Raw genomic sequence first — 17,042 nt, forward strand, 5'->3', positions numbered from 1 at the left:
GAGACTCACCCATGCCCCTGTCGCACCGCACTGCCCCCGCACTATCCCTGCTCACACCCGCACGTCTCGGGCTTGCCCTGACCTTTGCACTTTCGCAGGCCTGGGCTGCACCGCCGACGGCAGTGACCCTGGACAGCGGCTGGCAGGTGCGCCTGGTGCCGGGGCAGGACCAGGCCAAGCGCTATCCCAAGGCCGCCAGCTGGATGCCGGCGCAGGTGCCGGGCGTTGTGCAGACCGACCTGATCGCCGCCAAGGTGGTGCCGGACCCGTTCCTGCGCGACAACGAGGGCAAGATCCAGTGGGCGGGCCTGAGCGATTGGCAGTACCAGACCCGCTTCAACGTGGATGCGGCCACGCTCAAGCGCGAGCACGTGGAACTGGTGTTCGATGGCCTGGACACGCTGGCCGAGGTCACCCTCAACGGCAAGAAGCTGCTCAGTGCCGACAACATGTTCCGGCAGTGGCGCGTTGACGCCAAATCGCTGCTCAAACGTGGCGACAACGTGCTGGAAATCACCTTCTTCTCGCCGATCAAGAAGATTCAGCCGTGGCTGGCCAAGCAGCCGTATGCGCTGCCGGGCGCCTACGATTCGGCGTTCGGCGACGAGCCGGACGGGCGCCACAGTTCCACCTACGTGCGCAAGGCGCCGTATAGCTACGGCTGGGACTGGGGCCCGCGCATGGTCAATGCCGGCATCTGGAAGGATGTGCGCGTGGAAGCGTGGGATGCGCTGCGCGTGGACGGCTTGCATATCGCCCAACAACGCGTGGACGCCGACAGCGCACACTTGCAGGCGCAGCTGGAGCTGCAGGCAGGCCGCAGCGGGCCGGTGCAGGTGACGCTGGATGTGATTGGCCCGGATGGGCAGAAGGTCGGCCAATTCACCCAGGACGCAGTGGTCGACCCGGGCCAGAACCGCATCGACCTGGCCGTGCGCATCGCCAAGCCCAAGCGCTGGTTCCCGGCCGGCTACGGCGCGCAGGACCGCTACACCTTCGTGGCCAGCGTGCGCGATGCCGATGGCGACAGCCAGCAGATCAAGCGCGTCACCGGCCTGCGCTCGGTGGAGCTGCGCCGCGACAAGGACAAATGGGGCAAGAGCATGGAGATCGTGATCAACGGCATCCCGATCTTCGCCAAGGGCGCCAACCTGATCCCGCTGGATGCGTTCCCCTCGCGCGTCAGCCAGGAGCGCATGCGCAGCACCTTGCAGGATGCGCGCGATGCCAACATGAACATGCTGCGCATGTGGGGCGGCGGGCATTACCAGGACGATCACTTCTACGAGGTGGCCGACGAGCTGGGCATCATGATCTGGCAGGACTTCATGTTCGGTGGCGCAGTGCCGCCGTACGACGTGGAGTTCCGCGAGAACACGCGGCAAGAGGCGATCGAACAGGTCAAGCGCCTGCGCGATCACCCCAGCATCGTGTTGTGGTGCGGCAATAACGAGGTGCAGACCGGCTGGGAAAACTGGGGCGACCGGGTCAAGTTCAAGCAATCGCTGGACCCGGAAGAACGCACCCGTGTCGAACGCGGCATGACCACCCTGTTCGGCACCGTGTTCCGCGAAGTGGTGGCCACCTACGATAGCGACGTGCCGTACTGGGCCACCTCGCCCGGTACCGACTTCGATGGCGCCGCCGACCAGACCAACGATGGCGACATGCACTACTGGAAGGTATGGGGCGGCCCCGCGCTGCCGGTGACCGAGTACCTCAACGTCACCCCGCGCTTCATGTCCGAGTACGGGCTGCAGTCGTTCCCCGACATGCGCACCGTGCGCGTGTTTGCCGATGCGGCCGACATGGATCCGGAATCGCCGGTGATGCGTGCACACCAGAAGTTCGACAAGGGCAACGGCAACAAGCGGCTGATGCTGTACATCCGCCGCGAGTTCGGCGAGCCCAAGGACTTCGAGAGCTTTGTCTACCTGAGCCAGCTGATGCAGGCCGAAGGCATCAACCTGGCCGCCTCGCACCTGCGCGCCTCGCGTCCGCAGTCGATGGGCTCGCTGTACTGGCAGCTCAACGATGTGTGGCCGGGCGCGTCGTGGTCCAGCGTGGACTACTACGGCCGCTGGAAGGCGCTGCAGTACCATGCGCGCCGCTTCTATGCGCCGGAGATGATCGCCGCACTGCGCAACGACAAGGGCCAGACCGAGGTGTCGCTGGTCTCCGATCGCACCACTGCCTTGAATGCACGCTGGCGCATGCGGGTGATGGGCATGGACGGCAAGGTGCTGAGCAAGCGTGAGCAGAAGGCCACGATCAAGCCCCTGAGCAGCCTGCAGGTGGGCAACTTCAGCGATGCGCAATTGCTGGGCAAGGCCGACCCCAAGCGCAGCTATGCGGTGTTCGAGTTGCTGGAGGGCGACACGCTGCTGTCGCGTGAAGTGGTGTTCTTCGCACCGGCCAAGCAGCTCGCATTGCCAACCGCAAAGATCGACAGCCAATGGCGCGCCGATGGCGATGGCTATGCGCTGACCCTGACCAGCAATACGCTGGCGCGCGAGGTGTGGCTGTCGTTCGGCGACCTGGAGGTGAAGGTGGCCGATAACGCCTTCGACCTGCTGCCGGGCGAGCCGCTGACGCTGCACGTGTCCGGCAAGCTGCCGATGGCGCAGGTGCAGTCTGCGTGGCAGGTGCGCGATTTGGGATCGACGCTGGCAGGCGCTCCGCCGGAGCCGCCGGAGGCAGCGGCGGCGAAATGAGCGGCAGGACGGCCCTCATCCGCCCTTCGGGCACCTTCTCCCGCCAGGCGGGAGAAGGACGTGATGTCTGGCCATGCGCGTCCCCCGCGCATGGCTGCGTCCGCGACGCGGGAGAAGGGTTTGGCTTGCTGTCACGTACCCCGTTCGCGCCCCTTGCAGGGCCTCTATCGGATGCAGGAAGCAAGCCTTGATGTCCGGCCATGCGTGCCTTTCCCACCTGCGTGCCCTTCCCACCTGCGTGCCTTTCCCACATGCGTGCCTTTCCCACCTGCGTGCCCTTCCCACCTGCGTGCCCTTCCCACCTGCGTGCCCTTCCCTTGCACGCATCGCCTCGCCCGCAGTGGGTGTCCTTCTCCCGCTGGCGGGAGAAGGTGCCCCGCAGGGGCGGATGAGGGCCCGTCGCAGGACCAACAACACCCATTACAGCAATGGCGCGCATGACACCGCCGCGCCGGAACCCAAGCTCGCCGCAGCTGCTGCGGCGATACCAGAACAACGCCTGGCGGATCTTTCCGCGGCGCAGGAGTGAATCGATGTCATCCGTGTTTGTCTCGCGTCTTGCCATGGCACTGGGCCTGAGCCTTGGCCTGCCCTGTATCGCCCTCGCCGCGCCTGCCGACCGCAGCGGCACACCCGAACAGCGCGCCGCCGCGCTGGTGGCGCAAATGAGCCGCGAGGAAAAGGTCGCCCAGGCGATGAACGATGCGCCGGCGATTCCGCGCCTGGGCATTCCCGCCTACGAATGGTGGAGCGAAGGCCTGCACGGCATCGCACGCAATGGCTACGCCACGGTGTTTCCGCAGGCGATCGGCCTGGCTGCCAGCTGGAACACGGAGCTGATGCAGCAGGTGAGCACGGTGGTCTCCACCGAGGCGCGTGCCAAGTTCAACCAGGCCGGCGCCCCCGGTAAGGACCACAAGCGCTACGCCGGGCTGACCATCTGGTCGCCCAACATCAACATCTTCCGCGACCCGCGTTGGGGCCGCGGCATGGAAACCTACGGCGAAGATCCATTTCTCACCGGGCAAATGGCCGTGGGCTTCATCCGCGGCCTGCAGGGCGATGACCTGAGCCACCCCCGGACGATCGCCACGCCCAAGCACATCGCCGTGCACAGCGGCCCGGAGCCGGGCCGGCATGGTTTCGACGTGGATGTGTCGCCACGCGACGTGGAAGCGACCTACACGCCGGCCTTCCGCGCTGCGCTGGTCGAGGGACAGGCCGGCTCGGTAATGTGCGCGTACAACTCGCTACACGGCACCCCGGCGTGCGCGGCCGACTGGCTGCTCAATGGCCGCGTGCGTGGCGATTGGGGCTTCAAGGGCTTTGTGGTGTCCGACTGCGACGCGGTGGACGACATGACCCAGTTCCACTACTTCCGTCCGGACAATGCCGGCTCGTCGGCGGCCGCACTCAAGGCCGGCCACGATCTCAATTGCGGGCATGCCTATCGCGACCTCGGCACGGCGATCGAACGCGGCGAAGTGGACGAAGCCCTGCTCGATCAATCGCTGGTGCGCCTGTTCGCCGCCCGCTACCGCCTGGGCGAACTGGAAGCCCCACGCAAGGATCCGTACGCGCGGCTGGGCGCCAAGGACATCGACACCCGCAACAACCGTGCATTGGCCCTGCGGGCCGCCGCAGAGTCGATCGTGCTGCTGAAGAACGCCGATGCCACGCTGCCGCTGAAGGCAGGCACGCGGCTGGCGGTGCTCGGCCCCAACGCCGATGCATTGGCCGCGCTGGAAGCCAACTACCAGGGCACCTCCGCACAGCCGGTGACACCGCTGCTGGGCCTGCGCGCGCGTTTCGGTGCGCAGCAGGTGCGCTACGCGCAGGGCGCGCCGCTGGCCACCGGCGTGCCGGGCATGATTCCGGAGACCGCGTTGCGTAACGACGGCGCGCCGGGCCTGCGTGGCGAATATTTCGACAATGTCGACATGAGCGGCAACCCGGCGGTGGTGCGCCAGGACCGCACCGTCAGCTTCAACTGGGACCAGGTCAGCCCGGCCAAGGGCGTGCCGGCAGATCGCTACGCAGTGCGCTGGAGCGGCGAACTGCTGCCACCGGGCGCGGGCGATTACACACTGGCCGTGCGCGTGGCGCGCTGCTTCGACTGCACCGGGCACGACCCGGTGCGGCTGTACATCGACGACAAGCTGGTGGTTGCCGGCAACGCCGAAGACAAGCACGTGCCGGCCGGCATGCACAACGCCGATGGCCGCAGCGTGGAAACCGTGCTGCACTTCGACGATACGCGCCCGCGCAAGATCCGCCTGGAGATGGAACATCGCGGCCAGGACCAGGGCGTGCGCCTGGAATGGCTGGCACCGGCCGCCGCGCAACTGGCCGAGGCCGAGCAGGCGGTGGCGCAGGCCGACGCCGTGGTGGCCTTTGTCGGGCTGTCGCCGGACGTGGAAGGCGAGGAGCTGCGTATCGACGTGCCTGGCTTCGACGGCGGCGACCGCAACGACATCGCCCTGCCCACCCCGCAGCAGGCCTTGCTGGAGCGCGCCAAGGCCTCGGGCAAGCCGCTGGTGGTAGTGTTGATGAGCGGCAGCGCGGTGGCCTTGAATTGGGCCAAGACGCATGCCGATGCGATTGTGGCCGCGTGGTACCCGGGACAGGCCGGCGGCACCGCCATCGCCCGTGCGCTGGCCGGCGACGACAATCCCGGCGGGCGCCTGCCGGTGACGTTCTACCGCTCCACCAAGGACCTGCCGCCCTACGTCAGCTACGACATGAAGGGCCGCACCTACCGTTACTTCAAGGGCGAGCCGCTGTTTCCGTTCGGCTATGGGCTGAGCTACACCAGCTTCGCCTACGACGCACCGCGCCTGTCCACCACCACGCTGCACGCCGGCAACACGCTGCAGGTGACCACCACGGTGCGCAACACCGGCAGCCGCGCCGGCGATGAAGTGGCGCAGGTGTATCTGCAGTATCCGGATCGCCCGCAATCGCCGCTGCGCAGCCTGGTCGGCTTTCAACGCGTGCACCTCAAGCCCGGCGAACAACGCGAACTCAGCTTTACGCTGGATGCGCGTGCACTCAGCGACGTGGACCGCAGCGGCCAGCGCGCGGTGGAAGCCGGCGATTACCGCATATTCGTCGGCGGTGGCCAGCCCGGCACCGGCGCCGCCGGCGAGGCGGCAGCCTTGTCGATTTCAGGACGCTCGCCGTTGCCGAAATGATCGGCGCGTCTGATACGCAACCGGCGGCGGCCAGGAGGGCCGTCGTCGCCGACCTCATGCACGCGTGTTGCGGTGCACCGCACGAGAGCGACATCGCGGCGTTTTGCGGCCGAATTGGTGCGCAATCGGCGAGCAAGACGATGATGTCCGCACACACTTCACACCTGCTTGACAGACCCAAGCATGAGGTCTATCACTGGCTGCGGTCGGCAGCCGATGCCCTGGGCAATCGGCAACACGCACGACACACCTGGACGGCAACACCATTCCACACCGCACGCGCACTGGGAGAGGGTTGTATGCAGCAACGTCGTATCGACCAGCGCACCTGTGTTGCCGTGATCGCTGCCATGCCGGTGCAGCCCGCATGACCAAGCACTACAAACTGAGCGCCATGCGCTCGCGTTCCAAGTGCATCGCCGGCTACTCGCCGCCACGCCGCTGACGCCTGCAACGCTGTTCTAGCTGGCAGACGCTCCGGCGCCCTTTCCGTTCGGCCATTGGCACACGCATCCCGCGTGGCGTGCGATGCCGTGCGCGCGCACCGCCGTGCAGACCGTCTGCCCTGACGCAAGGCATCGCAAGGCCGTTGCCCCCGGCAACGTGGCCCAGCATCTGGCGAGGTGGCATGTGCACAAGCGTGAGCGTTTGACCCGCAAGCAGTTGATCGTGGCGATCCTGGCCGTGACCGGCATGACCTCGGCGGCCTGCGCCGTGGCAGGCACGGTAGAGGGAACCCTCAAGGAACGCAGTAGCGGCAAGCCGGCCGCCAACGCAAGGGTGCGCATCGCAGGTACCGCATACAGCGCGGTGGCCGATGCGCGCGGGCACTTCGTCATCCACGACGTGCCGGCCGGGCAGTACGCACTGGCGCTGGACTACCCGGGCTTCAGCGCGGCAGACACCCGCATCCAGGTCGATGGCAGCGGTACCGCTGCGGTGGACCTCGCACTGGACGAGGTCAAGCAACTCAAGGCGGTGAGCGTGGTGCGCAACCGTTACGACGCCAGCGATCTCAAGATCAATGCGGCCAACACCGTCGATGTGCTGTCGGCCAACGACCTGCAACGCACCGCCGTGCACAACGTGGCCGAAGCGCTAGGCCTGATCGCAGGCATCAACATCACCAGCACCGGCTCGGGGTACTTCGGCGGCATCGATGGCGCCGCACGCGGCGAAGGCATGTTCGCCTCGGTGCGTGGGCTGCCGTCCGAATACAACGTCAACATGATCGACGGCGTCACCGTGGCGCAAGGCATGCCGTACAGCCGCAGCGTGCAACTGAGCCTGTTGCCGCCCACCGGCCTGCAGACCATCGTCGCCAACAAGACCTCCACCGCCGACATGGACGGCGATGCGATCGGCGGCACGCTGGATTTCCGCACACCCACCGCCTACGACTTCAAGGACATCACCAGCGGCAGCGTCACCGGCAGCGGGCGGGTGGAAAGCCGTGCGCGTGACTACGGCGGCGACGGCCTGGGCGGCGGCTTCGGTGGTGAGTTTCAGCACAAGTTCGGCGACGCGCAACAGTTCGGCATGTATGCCAGCGCGTATTACGACTACCGCACCACCACCAACAGCGAGGTGGCCGCGGCCACCAGCGCGCTCAACGATGGCTCGTGGGAATATCTGAACACCGATGCCGACGGCCGCAACGCAGCCGGTTTCGATCCGCAACACAACCTCACCAGCACCGGCATGAACGTCGGCATCGCTGCCGGCTGGGAGCGTCGCTACGGCGGCAATGCCTCGTTCGACTGGCATGTGGACGACAGCCTGTCGCTGTACGCACGCATGACCTACGCCTATGCCAAGACCGATCAAGGCACCACCTTCGTGCAGCTGCTGCCGCAGGACGTGAGCTATGTGCCGACCGGCACAGCCGGGGTTTTCACACCGAACATCGGCCGCATCGCGGCACGGTTCTGGTACGAAACCAATCCGGAAATCGCCGACCTGGCCACCTTCCAGATCGGTGCGAAAAAGACCGTGGGCGGCTGGACCTTCATGCCCAACGTGTTCTACAGCTTCGGCGACAACGACCGCCCCGACCATGTCGAAATCGACGGGAGGCAGGACAAGTTCACCCAGGACAACTACCCCTATTCCGGCAATACCCTGGTGCGCTACGGCGGCGGTGCGTTCCCGTATCCGCAACTCACCCCTGCACTGCAAGCACAGGTCAACAACATCCCGGCGTTGTATGCCAGCAGCTATGGCGAACTGACCAAGATCTATTCCGGCCAGAAGAAAGGCGGCGCGCGTTTCGATACCCGCTACGACTTTGCCGATGGCGCGCTGCGCTCGCTGCAGTTCGGGGTGAAATACAGCAGGAGCCGTCGCAGCTTCAGCAACCGCGACTGGTATACCGGCGGCGTGGATGGCACCACCACGCTCGGCGATCTGGGTATCTTCACCGGCACCTACGCCTCGATCTTTCCCGGCAAATACGACTGGAACACGCCGCGCGTGAGCGAAGCGGCAGTGGCCGGCGTGATTGCGCAACACCTCACCGACGACGATCTGGACACCTGCGGCAGCGCGTTCTACGTCAACAACTTCAACTGCAACACCATGCGCGGCACCGAGGCGGTGAGCGCGGCCTATGCCAGCGCCACCTTCACCATCGGCAACCTGGATATCGTACCGGGCGTGCGCCTGGAGCACACCGCCATCGACAACACGTTTTGGGTGACCCCGGTGGATGCGGACGGCAACCAGGTCGTCGGCAACTTCGCCCATAACAGCACCACCTACAACGAGCCGCTGCCCAGCGTGTTCCTGACCTGGCGGCCGGATCTGCGCACCGCCTACCGCGCCTCGCTGTGGACCAGCTACACCCGCCCGGCATTCGTGCAGCTGGGCGGTGGCAGCCAGATCGGCATCTCCAACGGCGTCACCACCATCACCCAAGGCAATCCCGACCTGAAGCCGATCGAGTCCACCAACCTGGATCTATCCGGCGAATGGTCCACCGAGCGCGGCGGCTTCTTCTCGCTTGCAGGCTTCTACAAGCAGTTGCGCAACTACATCTACGATGCCGGCTCGGCCCAGGCCAACGGCAGCACCACCGGCAGCGGCACGGTGCTGTACCACATGCCCACCAATGGCGGCGACGGCACGATCTACGGCGTGGAGCTGGCCGCGCGACAGAAATTCCAGGACCTGCCCGCTCCGTTCGATGGCCTGGGCATCAGCGCCAACGCCACCCGCCAGCATGCGCGCGCCGATCTCGGCCTGGACGGCTTCGACAACGAGCACATGCAGTCGGCCCCGTCGGCGATGGCCAACCTGGAGTTGTTCTACGAACACAGCGGGTTCTCGTTGAACCTGAGCTACCACTTCAGCAGTTCGTATCTGCTGGGCTACGACTTCCTGCACGAAGGCGCGCCGTGGAACGACCTGTGGGCGCGCCCCACCCGGCGCGTGGATCTGCACACCGGCTACCGCTTCGACAACGGCGTGAGCATGGACCTGTCGATCTCCAACCTGACCAAGGAATACAGCTACTGGGCGCATGTGGGCCGCCGGAACCTGGCGATCTCCGACATCGTCGATGCCGGCAGTACCGCCTTGCTGACGGTCAAGTACGCGTTCTAGCGCACCGGCATGCAGCGCCGCGCCCCACCGGCGCGCGGCGCGCTGCAACGCGGCTGCGTCCTTCCCCTGGCTGGAGACACCATGAAGCGCAGGACCTTGTGTACGTTTGGCCTGCTCGCCCCGTTCGGGCTGGCGGCAGCGGTATCGCCAACGCCGTCGCTGCATGCACCGCAACCGGATGGGCAGGCGCATGCGTTCGGATTCGTGCAGGGGCGCTTCACCCTGGACGGGCAGCCCTGGCAGCTGCGTAGCGGCGAAATGCATCCGCTGCGCATCGCGCGCGCCGATTGGCCGCACCGCATCCGCATGGCCAAGGCGATGGGCCTGAATACCATCGCGTTGTATCTGATGTGGAACGCGCTGGAACGCGAACCGGGGCAGTTCGATCTGGACACCGGCGAGCGCGACTTCGTCGCCTTCATCCGGCTGTGCCAGCAGGAAGGCATGTGGGTGTACCTGCGCCCCGGTCCCTATGTCTGCGCGGAATGGACGCTGGGCGGGCTGCCACCGTACCTGCTGCGCGAGCCGGGCATGCGCCTGCGCGAGAGGACCGACGCGCGCTACATGGCGGCGGTGCAGCGCTATATCGCTGCGGTGGCACCGCGGATCGCACCGCTGATGGCCAGTGCCGGCGGCCCGGTGCTGATGCTGCAGATCGAAAACGAATACAACATGCACGGCGCCGATGCGGGCTACCTGCAGGCCCTGGCCGCGCTGTGGCGCGCGCATGGCATCGATGGCCCGTTCTCGTTGGCCGAAGGCATGAAGGATCTGCGCCGACGCAAGGCGTATCTGCCGGGCGCGGCGCTGGGTCTGGATGGTGCGGACATGGCAGACCTGCAGGCGGCCACGCAATTCGCAGGCAATGCGCCGGTGTGGGTGGCCGAAGGCTATCCGGGCTGGTTGACGCATTGGGGCGAGGACGCCTTCGCACAGCGCGATTACGCATCGATGTTGCAGCAGCTGATGGCCGCAGGCGAATCGTTCAACCTGTACGTGGTGCACGGCGGTACCAATTTCGGCGTGAGCGCCGGTGCCAATGCCGAAGACGATGGTTCGCAATTCCAGCCCGCGCTGACCAGCTACGACTACAGCGCACCCATCGACGAAGGCGGCCGCGCCACGCCTGCCTACGTGGCGCTACGCAAGATCATTGCCCAGCACAGCAGCACTGCGCTGCCAGCGATCCCGGCGGCACTACCGCGCGCACGCTTCGCATCGGTCACTGCTCGCGCGGTCGCCGCGCTCTGGGACAACTTGAGCACCGGGCCGGTACACACCGAGCGGCCCACCGACAACCAGACCCTGCTCAAGCAGAACCTGGGAGTGGTGGTGTACCGCCGCCGTATCGCGGCCGGCAGGCAGCTGGAGCTTGGCAAGGTGCACGACTACGCGACGGTGCAACTCGATGGTGAGGAAATCGGCCATGTCTCGCGCATGCGGCACGCGCGCCTCAACAGCACATCGCAGCTGGCGCTACCCAAGGCCACGCCCGATGAACGCACATTGGATGTTTTGGTCGACAGCTTCGGCCATATCAATTTCGGCCCCGCCCTGGGTGATGCAAAAGGTTTGCTCGGTCCGGTGCAACTGGATGGCAAGGAACTGCGCGATTGGCAGGTCCATGGCTTGCCGCTGGATGGCGACAACGCGCCTGCACTACGTGCGCTGCAGGGGCCACCCACACGGCCCGGCCTGTTCTTCGCAGCCGACATCGCGCTGGAAACCGTCGGCGACATCTACATCGACATGAGCCAATGGCGCAAAGGCTATCTGTGGGTCAATGGACGCCTGCTCGGGCGTTACTGGGATATCGGCCCGCAACAGTGTCTGTTCTGCCCTGGCGCGTGGCTGAAGCAAGGCAATAACGCAGTGCTGGTGCTGGACCTGCATCGGCTGCAACCCACCGCGATTCACTGCGCAGACGGGCTGACCTCGACACGCAAGGCGAAAACCTCAGCAGCAATCGCGCATGCAGAGCCAACCGCATGCTGACCGCACCCACCGTGTTGCCGGCGAATCCACAGGCCTCGGCACCGCCGCGCACGCTCGGGGTCTGGAGCGCGCTGTCGGCCAATCTGCTCAACATGATCGGCATCGGCCCGTTCATCACCATCCCGTTGGCGTTGTCGGCGCTGGCCGGGCCGGCGGTGTTGCTGGGCTGGGTCGCCGGCGCGCTGCTGTGCATATGCGATGGATTGGTGTGGGCCGAACTGGGTGCGGCGATTCCGCGCTCCGGCGGGCCGTATCACTACCTGCGCGAGGCCTACGGGCGCGAACGCTGGGGGCGGCTGTTCGGTTTTCTCTACCTGTGGCAGACGCTGTTGACCGCGCCACTGTCGGTGGGTTCGGCAGCGGTGGGCTGCGCGCAATACCTGGCGTTCCTGATGCCTGGGCTGAGCCAGAGCCGGCTCACTGCGATCGCGATGGCGCTGTGCGCGTTCAACACGTTGCTGCTGTACCGCAAGGTGCGCTCGGTGCAGCTGCTGTCGTTGCTGGTCAGCGCGGTGGTCCTGGGCGCCTGCCTGTGGATCATCGGCAGCGGCGTGCTGCATTTCGATATCCGCATCGCCGACGCATTCCTGCACGCACGCCCCGCCTCGCCGCATGGGTTCTGGCTGGGCTTTGGCGCGGTGGCGCTGATCGCGGTCTACGACTACGGCGGCTACAACAACGTGTGCATGCTGGGCGGGGAAATCCGCCAGCCGCGGCGCACGATTCCGCGCGCGGTACTGCTCTCGATCCCGATCGTGGCGCTGCTGTACCTGGGTCTCAACATCACCCTGCTCGGAGTGCTGCCTTGGCAGCAGGCCGCGCACTCCAAGGCGGTGATGGCCGACTTCATGCAGGCCATCTACGGCCCGGCCGGCGCCACGGTGGCCGTGGCGCTGATCGCGCTGGCCGCGTGGGGCTCGGCGCTGGTGGTGCTGCTGGGCTACTCGCGGGTGCCGTACGCCGCCGCTGCGGCCGGTCAGTTCTTCGGCGTGTTCGCGCGGCTGCATCCGCGCGGCGGTTTCCCCACCGTGTCGCTGCTGTTCGTCGGCGCGACCTCCACGCTGGCCTGTTTGCTGTCGCTGGACGATCTGATCGCCACCTTGATGATCATCCAGATCCTGTTCCAGTTTCTGGCGCAATGCCTGGCGGTGGTGCTGCTGCGTCGCAAGCGCCGCAGGCGTGCATTTGCGATGCCGCTGTATCCGTGGCCGCTGCTGATCAGCGTGTTCGGCTGGGTCTACCTGCTGGCGACCAGCCCGGGGCGACGCGTGCTCGCCGCGGTACTGGCGCTGTGCGTGGGTAGCGCGGTGTATCTGCTGCAGGCACGGAGGGAGCACGCATGGCCGTTCCAGCCGCAATGAGCGTTGTGCAGATCGCGGTGGTCGGCGAGGTCTACCTGGACCACATCTTCAGCGGCTTCGCACGCTGGCCGGCGCCTGGCGAGGAAGCGTTCGCGCAGCACTACCGGCGCGAACTCGGCGGCGGCACGCTCATCACCGCCTGCGCGCTGGCGCAGCTGGGCTGCAACGTGCGCGTGATCGGCGCGATCGGTGCGCAGGACCGTGCGCTGTTCGCGCACCGCCTGGGCGACTTCGGCGTTTCGGCCGACGGACTGGTCGACTCGCCCGGCGGTACCGGCGTGACCACCAGCGTCTCGCTGCAGGACGACCGTTCGTTCTTTACCTATGCCGGCGCCAATGCCGACCTGGCTGGGTTGCTGCTGCGTGACGACACCATCGCTGCACTGTGTGCGGCCACGCATGTGCACTTCGCACTGCCGCTGCCGGCCACGGTCGCGCGCAGCGTGCTGCCGCAGCTGGCGCGCGCCGGCTGCAGCACGTCGCTGGATGTCGGCTTCAGCCCGCAATGGCTCGCCGACCCGGACAACCGCGCCACCTGTCGCGCGGTGACCTGGTTCCTGCCCAACCACAATGAAGCCGCGCTGATGGGGTGCGGCGACAGCGTCGACGCCTGCGTGGCCTGGGCACAGGCGCAAGGCCTGCGCGAAGTGGTGATCAAACACGGTGCTGCCGGCGCGATGGTCGTCGATGCCGCCGGCGGCCGTTCGATTCCCGCGCCCCGGGTGCAACTGCGCGACAGCACCGGCGCCGGCGATGCCTTCGATGCCGGCTTCATCGCCGCGCGCCTGCACGGGCTGTCGCTGGACGCTGCCGCCCGGCAGGGCTGCCGGTGCGGTGCGGCGTGCTGCAGCGCGCTGGGCGCGCTGGACGGTCTGGCTTCCCTCCCTCCCCTTTTCTCCCCCACTGAGGACGTTCCATGAGCAGTTCTGTCGACAATCGCAAGCTGACCCTGATCGGCGGCGGCGGCGTGCGCACGCCGTTGGTGGTGTACGGCGTCAACGAAGCGGCCGAAGCGCTGGGCGCACGCGAGATCGTGCTGTACGACCCCGACCAGGAGCGCCTGGCCTTGATGGTGGCGATGGGCCGCGCCATCGTGGCCGAGGCCGGCGGCAGCCTGCAGGTGCATGCGGCGCCCTCGCTGGAGGCGGCCATCGAAGGCGCGCACTTCGTCCTCAACAGCATCCGCATCGGCGGCATCGCCCAGCGCGCGGCCGACGAGCAGACCATCATCGGCCACGGCTATTCCGGCCAGGAGACCACCGGCCCCGGCGGCGTGGCCAAGGCGTTGCGCACGGTGCCGGTGGCGATCGAGCAGGCGCGCATGATCGAGCGGCTGAGTCCGGACGCGTGGCTGGTCAGCTTCACCAACCCGGCCGGGCTGGTCACCCAGGCCATCACCGCACATACCCGCGCGCGGGTGGTCGGCATCTGCGACACCCCGGTGGAGCTGTTCCACAACATCGCCCGTGCGCTCGGCGAACCGGCGTCCGACGTGGAATGCGATTACGTCGGCCTGAACCACCTGGGCTGGATCCGTGCGGTGCGCCTGCGCGGGCAGGACATCATGGATCGCATCCTCGGCGACGACGCCATCCTGCGTCAGCTCTACCTGGCGCCGCTGTTCGATGTCCAGATGCTGCGCGCCTTGCGGCTGATCCCCACCGAGTACCTGTATTTCTTCTACGAGCGCCGCCGCGCCCTGGACAACCAGCGCGCCAGCGGCGCCAGCCGCGGTGGCGAGATCGAGCGGCTCAACCGCAGCCTGATCGGCGACCTGGGCAGCCGCCTGCAGGCCGGCGACACCGCCGGCGCGGTGCAGACCTACGGCGCCTACCTGGCGCAGCGCTCCGGCTCGTACATGAAGCTGGAGGCCGAAGCCGGCTCGGCCTTCGCACCCGACATGGCGCCGCAGCCTGACCCGTTCCGCGCCAGCACCGGTTATCACCGCATCGCGGTGGACGTGATGAGCGCGCTGACCGGCGCGCGCCCGGGCCGGCATGTGGTCAACGTGCGCAACCGCGGCGCGATGGCCGAGCTGGCCGACGACGATGTGGTGGAAATCGCCGCAGACATCGACCGCGACAGCATCGTGCCGATTCCTGCCGCGCCCCTGCCGGACGCGGTGCATGGCCTGGTGCGCGCGTTCAAGGCCTACGAACACGCCGCGATCGAGGCCGCGCTCAGCGGCAGCCATCGCGATGCCTGCAAGGCCATGCTGATCCATCCGGCGATCGGCGAGTGGAGTCCGTCGCAGCGCCTGCTCGACGCCTTGTTCGGGCACGACCACGACGACGGCCAGTGCGCAGGCCCGGCGCACTGGCGCGGGCATGCGGCTGGGTGATGCGCCGGCCCGCGGCCGTCGGCGTGGCTGGCCGGCACCACGCTGACGGCAGTGCCCGCTTCTCCAGTCGCGCCGCGCCACCTGCGCTGGCAGACATGCGGCGGCGCCCGCGCCCCGAATTGTGCGAGCGCACTATGCAGTTTCGTCGCACACGTTGTATGGTCATCGGGAATTGGTCATGCATAGGTCTCATCGCCCAGGCTGCCGTCTCGCAGTCGCCAGCGCAGGGAGGACCATCGTGCGGATCGCAGGTTGAACCCATGGAGTCTTGAGGTCATGCATACCCGCCGCGACATCCTTCAGCTGCTCGGCACCAGCGCCGGTGCCGGCCTGCTGGCCAGCGCCCTGCCCGCCTTCGCGGCCGCGCCCGCTGCCGGTACCCCCATCGCCGCTGGCGCCTTCGTCAGCAAGCGTCCGCCCAAGGCGCAGCGCCGCTTTGTCAGCAAGGCGGTCGAGCAGCAGATCGCGCAGGTCAGTGCGCGCATCGCCGACCCCGAGCTGGCCTGGCTGTTCGAGAACTGCTACCCCAACACGCTGGACACCACGGTGGAGACCGGCACCCGCAACGGCAAGCCGGACACCTTCGTCATCACCGGCGACATCCATGCGATGTGGCTGCGTGATTCCTCCGCGCAGGTGCATCCCTACGTGCCGCTGGCCAAGCATGACCCCGCGTTGCGGCGCATGTTCCATGGCCTGATCCAGCGCCAGGCCGCCTGCATCAAGCTCGATCCGTACGCCAACGCGTTCCTTCCCGATGGCCAGACCCAGCGCCTGAAGTGGTCGCTCAACGACATCACCGAGATGAAGCCCGGCGTGGGCGAGCGCAAGTGGGAGATCGACTCGCTGTGCTACCCGATCCGCATCGCGCACGAATACTGGCGCGCCACCGGCGATACCGCGCCGTTCGACGATGACTGGCGTGAGGCGATGCACGTGGTGGTGCGCACCTTCCGCGAGCAGCAGCGCAAGGACAACCGCGGCCCGTACGTGTTCCAGCGCCCCTCGCCGCTCGCCACCGAAACCCTGGTATTGGAAGGTTACGGCCAGCCGACCAAACCCAACGGCATGATCCACTCCATGTTCCGTCCCTCCGACGACGCCTGCGTGTTTCCGTTGTTCGTGCCGGCCAACCTGTTTGCGGTGGCCTCGCTGCGGCAGCTGGCCACGATGAGCACCGCACTGCATCGCGACGCCGTGTTTGCCGCCGAGTGCACCGCACTGGCCGATGAAGTGGAAACCGCCACGCGCCAGTTCGGCCAGCAACGCGACAGCGATGGCCAGGCGTATTGGGCCTTCGAAGTGGATGGCTTCGGCAACCAGTTGTTTATCGACGACGCCAACGCGCCGGGCCTGCTCAGCCTCGCCTACCTGGGCTGCTGCGACCGCGCCGATCCGGTATTCCTGCGCACCCGCCAGCTGGCCTGGAGCGAACGCAACCCGTATTTCTCGCGCGGCACCGCCGCCGAGGGCGTGGGCAGCCCGCACAGCGGCATGGGCACCATCTGGCCGATGTCGATCATCCAGTACGCGCTGGTCAGCGACGACGACGCGCAACTGCGCCAGTGCCTGCAGTGGCTCAAGACCACTCATGCCGGCACCGGCTTCATGCACGAGGCCTTCCACAAGGACAACCCGAGCACCTTTACCCGCGACTGGTTCGCCTGGGCCAACACCTTGTTCGGCGAACTGATCATCGACCTGCACCAACGCAAACCCCAGCTTCTGCGCAACGCCTGATCCATGCGCAACGCCTGATCCCAGCCCTTCTCCCGTATGCGGGAGAAGGTGCCCGAAGGGCGGATGAGGGCGCTCCCGCACCGGCCCATGATTT

At 67.1% G+C, this 17,042-nt stretch carries 10 protein-coding genes; all 10 read left to right on the forward strand.

What is annotated here, in order from left to right:
- Positions 1-11: 11 nt before the first annotated feature.
- A complete protein-coding gene (locus A7D17_RS01160; RefSeq protein WP_064507403.1) occupies positions 12-2,714 on the forward strand; it encodes a beta-mannosidase in 2,703 nt (900 codons plus the stop codon).
- Between the two features lie 388 nt (positions 2,715-3,102).
- Positions 3,103-3,243 (forward strand): hypothetical protein, encoded by a 141-nt coding sequence (locus A7D17_RS24385; RefSeq protein ID WP_161946511.1) that lies wholly within the window; start codon positions 3,103-3,105, stop codon positions 3,241-3,243.
- 4 nt (positions 3,244-3,247) lie between these two features.
- Positions 3,248-5,908, forward strand: a complete 2,661-nt coding sequence (locus A7D17_RS01165) for a glycoside hydrolase family 3 C-terminal domain-containing protein (protein ID WP_064507404.1) — start codon at positions 3,248-3,250, stop codon at positions 5,906-5,908.
- Complete coding sequence (locus tag A7D17_RS23825; protein ID WP_153041870.1) at positions 5,905-6,279, forward strand: hypothetical protein; 375 nt, start codon at positions 5,905-5,907, stop codon at positions 6,277-6,279. The genes A7D17_RS01165 and A7D17_RS23825 overlap by 4 nt, the downstream gene beginning before the upstream one ends.
- A gap of 322 nt (positions 6,280-6,601) precedes the next feature.
- The gene (locus tag A7D17_RS01170; RefSeq protein ID WP_239692115.1) at positions 6,602-9,511 is read left to right on the forward strand and encodes a TonB-dependent receptor; all 2,910 of its coding nucleotides are present in this window, start codon (positions 6,602-6,604) and stop codon (positions 9,509-9,511) included.
- Between the two features lie 81 nt (positions 9,512-9,592).
- Positions 9,593-11,506, forward strand: coding sequence for a beta-galactosidase (locus A7D17_RS01175; RefSeq protein ID WP_064507405.1), 1,914 nt, complete (start codon positions 9,593-9,595; stop codon positions 11,504-11,506).
- The gene (locus A7D17_RS01180; RefSeq protein WP_064507406.1) at positions 11,500-12,867 is read left to right on the forward strand and encodes an APC family permease; all 1,368 of its coding nucleotides are present in this window, start codon (positions 11,500-11,502) and stop codon (positions 12,865-12,867) included. The genes A7D17_RS01175 and A7D17_RS01180 overlap by 7 nt, the downstream gene beginning before the upstream one ends.
- Complete coding sequence (locus A7D17_RS01185; protein ID WP_239692112.1) at positions 12,846-13,787, forward strand: carbohydrate kinase family protein; 942 nt, start codon at positions 12,846-12,848, stop codon at positions 13,785-13,787. Before A7D17_RS01180 ends, A7D17_RS01185 begins: the two co-directional genes overlap by 22 nt.
- Entirely contained in the window at positions 13,784-15,208 is a 1,425-nt protein-coding gene (locus tag A7D17_RS01190; RefSeq protein ID WP_064507408.1) for a 6-phospho-beta-glucosidase, read from the forward strand. The genes A7D17_RS01185 and A7D17_RS01190 overlap by 4 nt, the downstream gene beginning before the upstream one ends.
- A 276-nt stretch (positions 15,209-15,484) precedes the next feature.
- A complete protein-coding gene (locus A7D17_RS01195) occupies positions 15,485-16,948 on the forward strand; it encodes a glycoside hydrolase family 125 protein (protein ID WP_064507409.1) in 1,464 nt (487 codons plus the stop codon).
- The last annotated feature ends 94 nt before the right edge of the window (positions 16,949-17,042 follow it).

Origin of the sequence: Xanthomonas floridensis (assembly GCF_001642575.1) — a bacterium.
Taxonomy (GTDB): domain Bacteria; phylum Pseudomonadota; class Gammaproteobacteria; order Xanthomonadales; family Xanthomonadaceae; genus Xanthomonas; species Xanthomonas floridensis.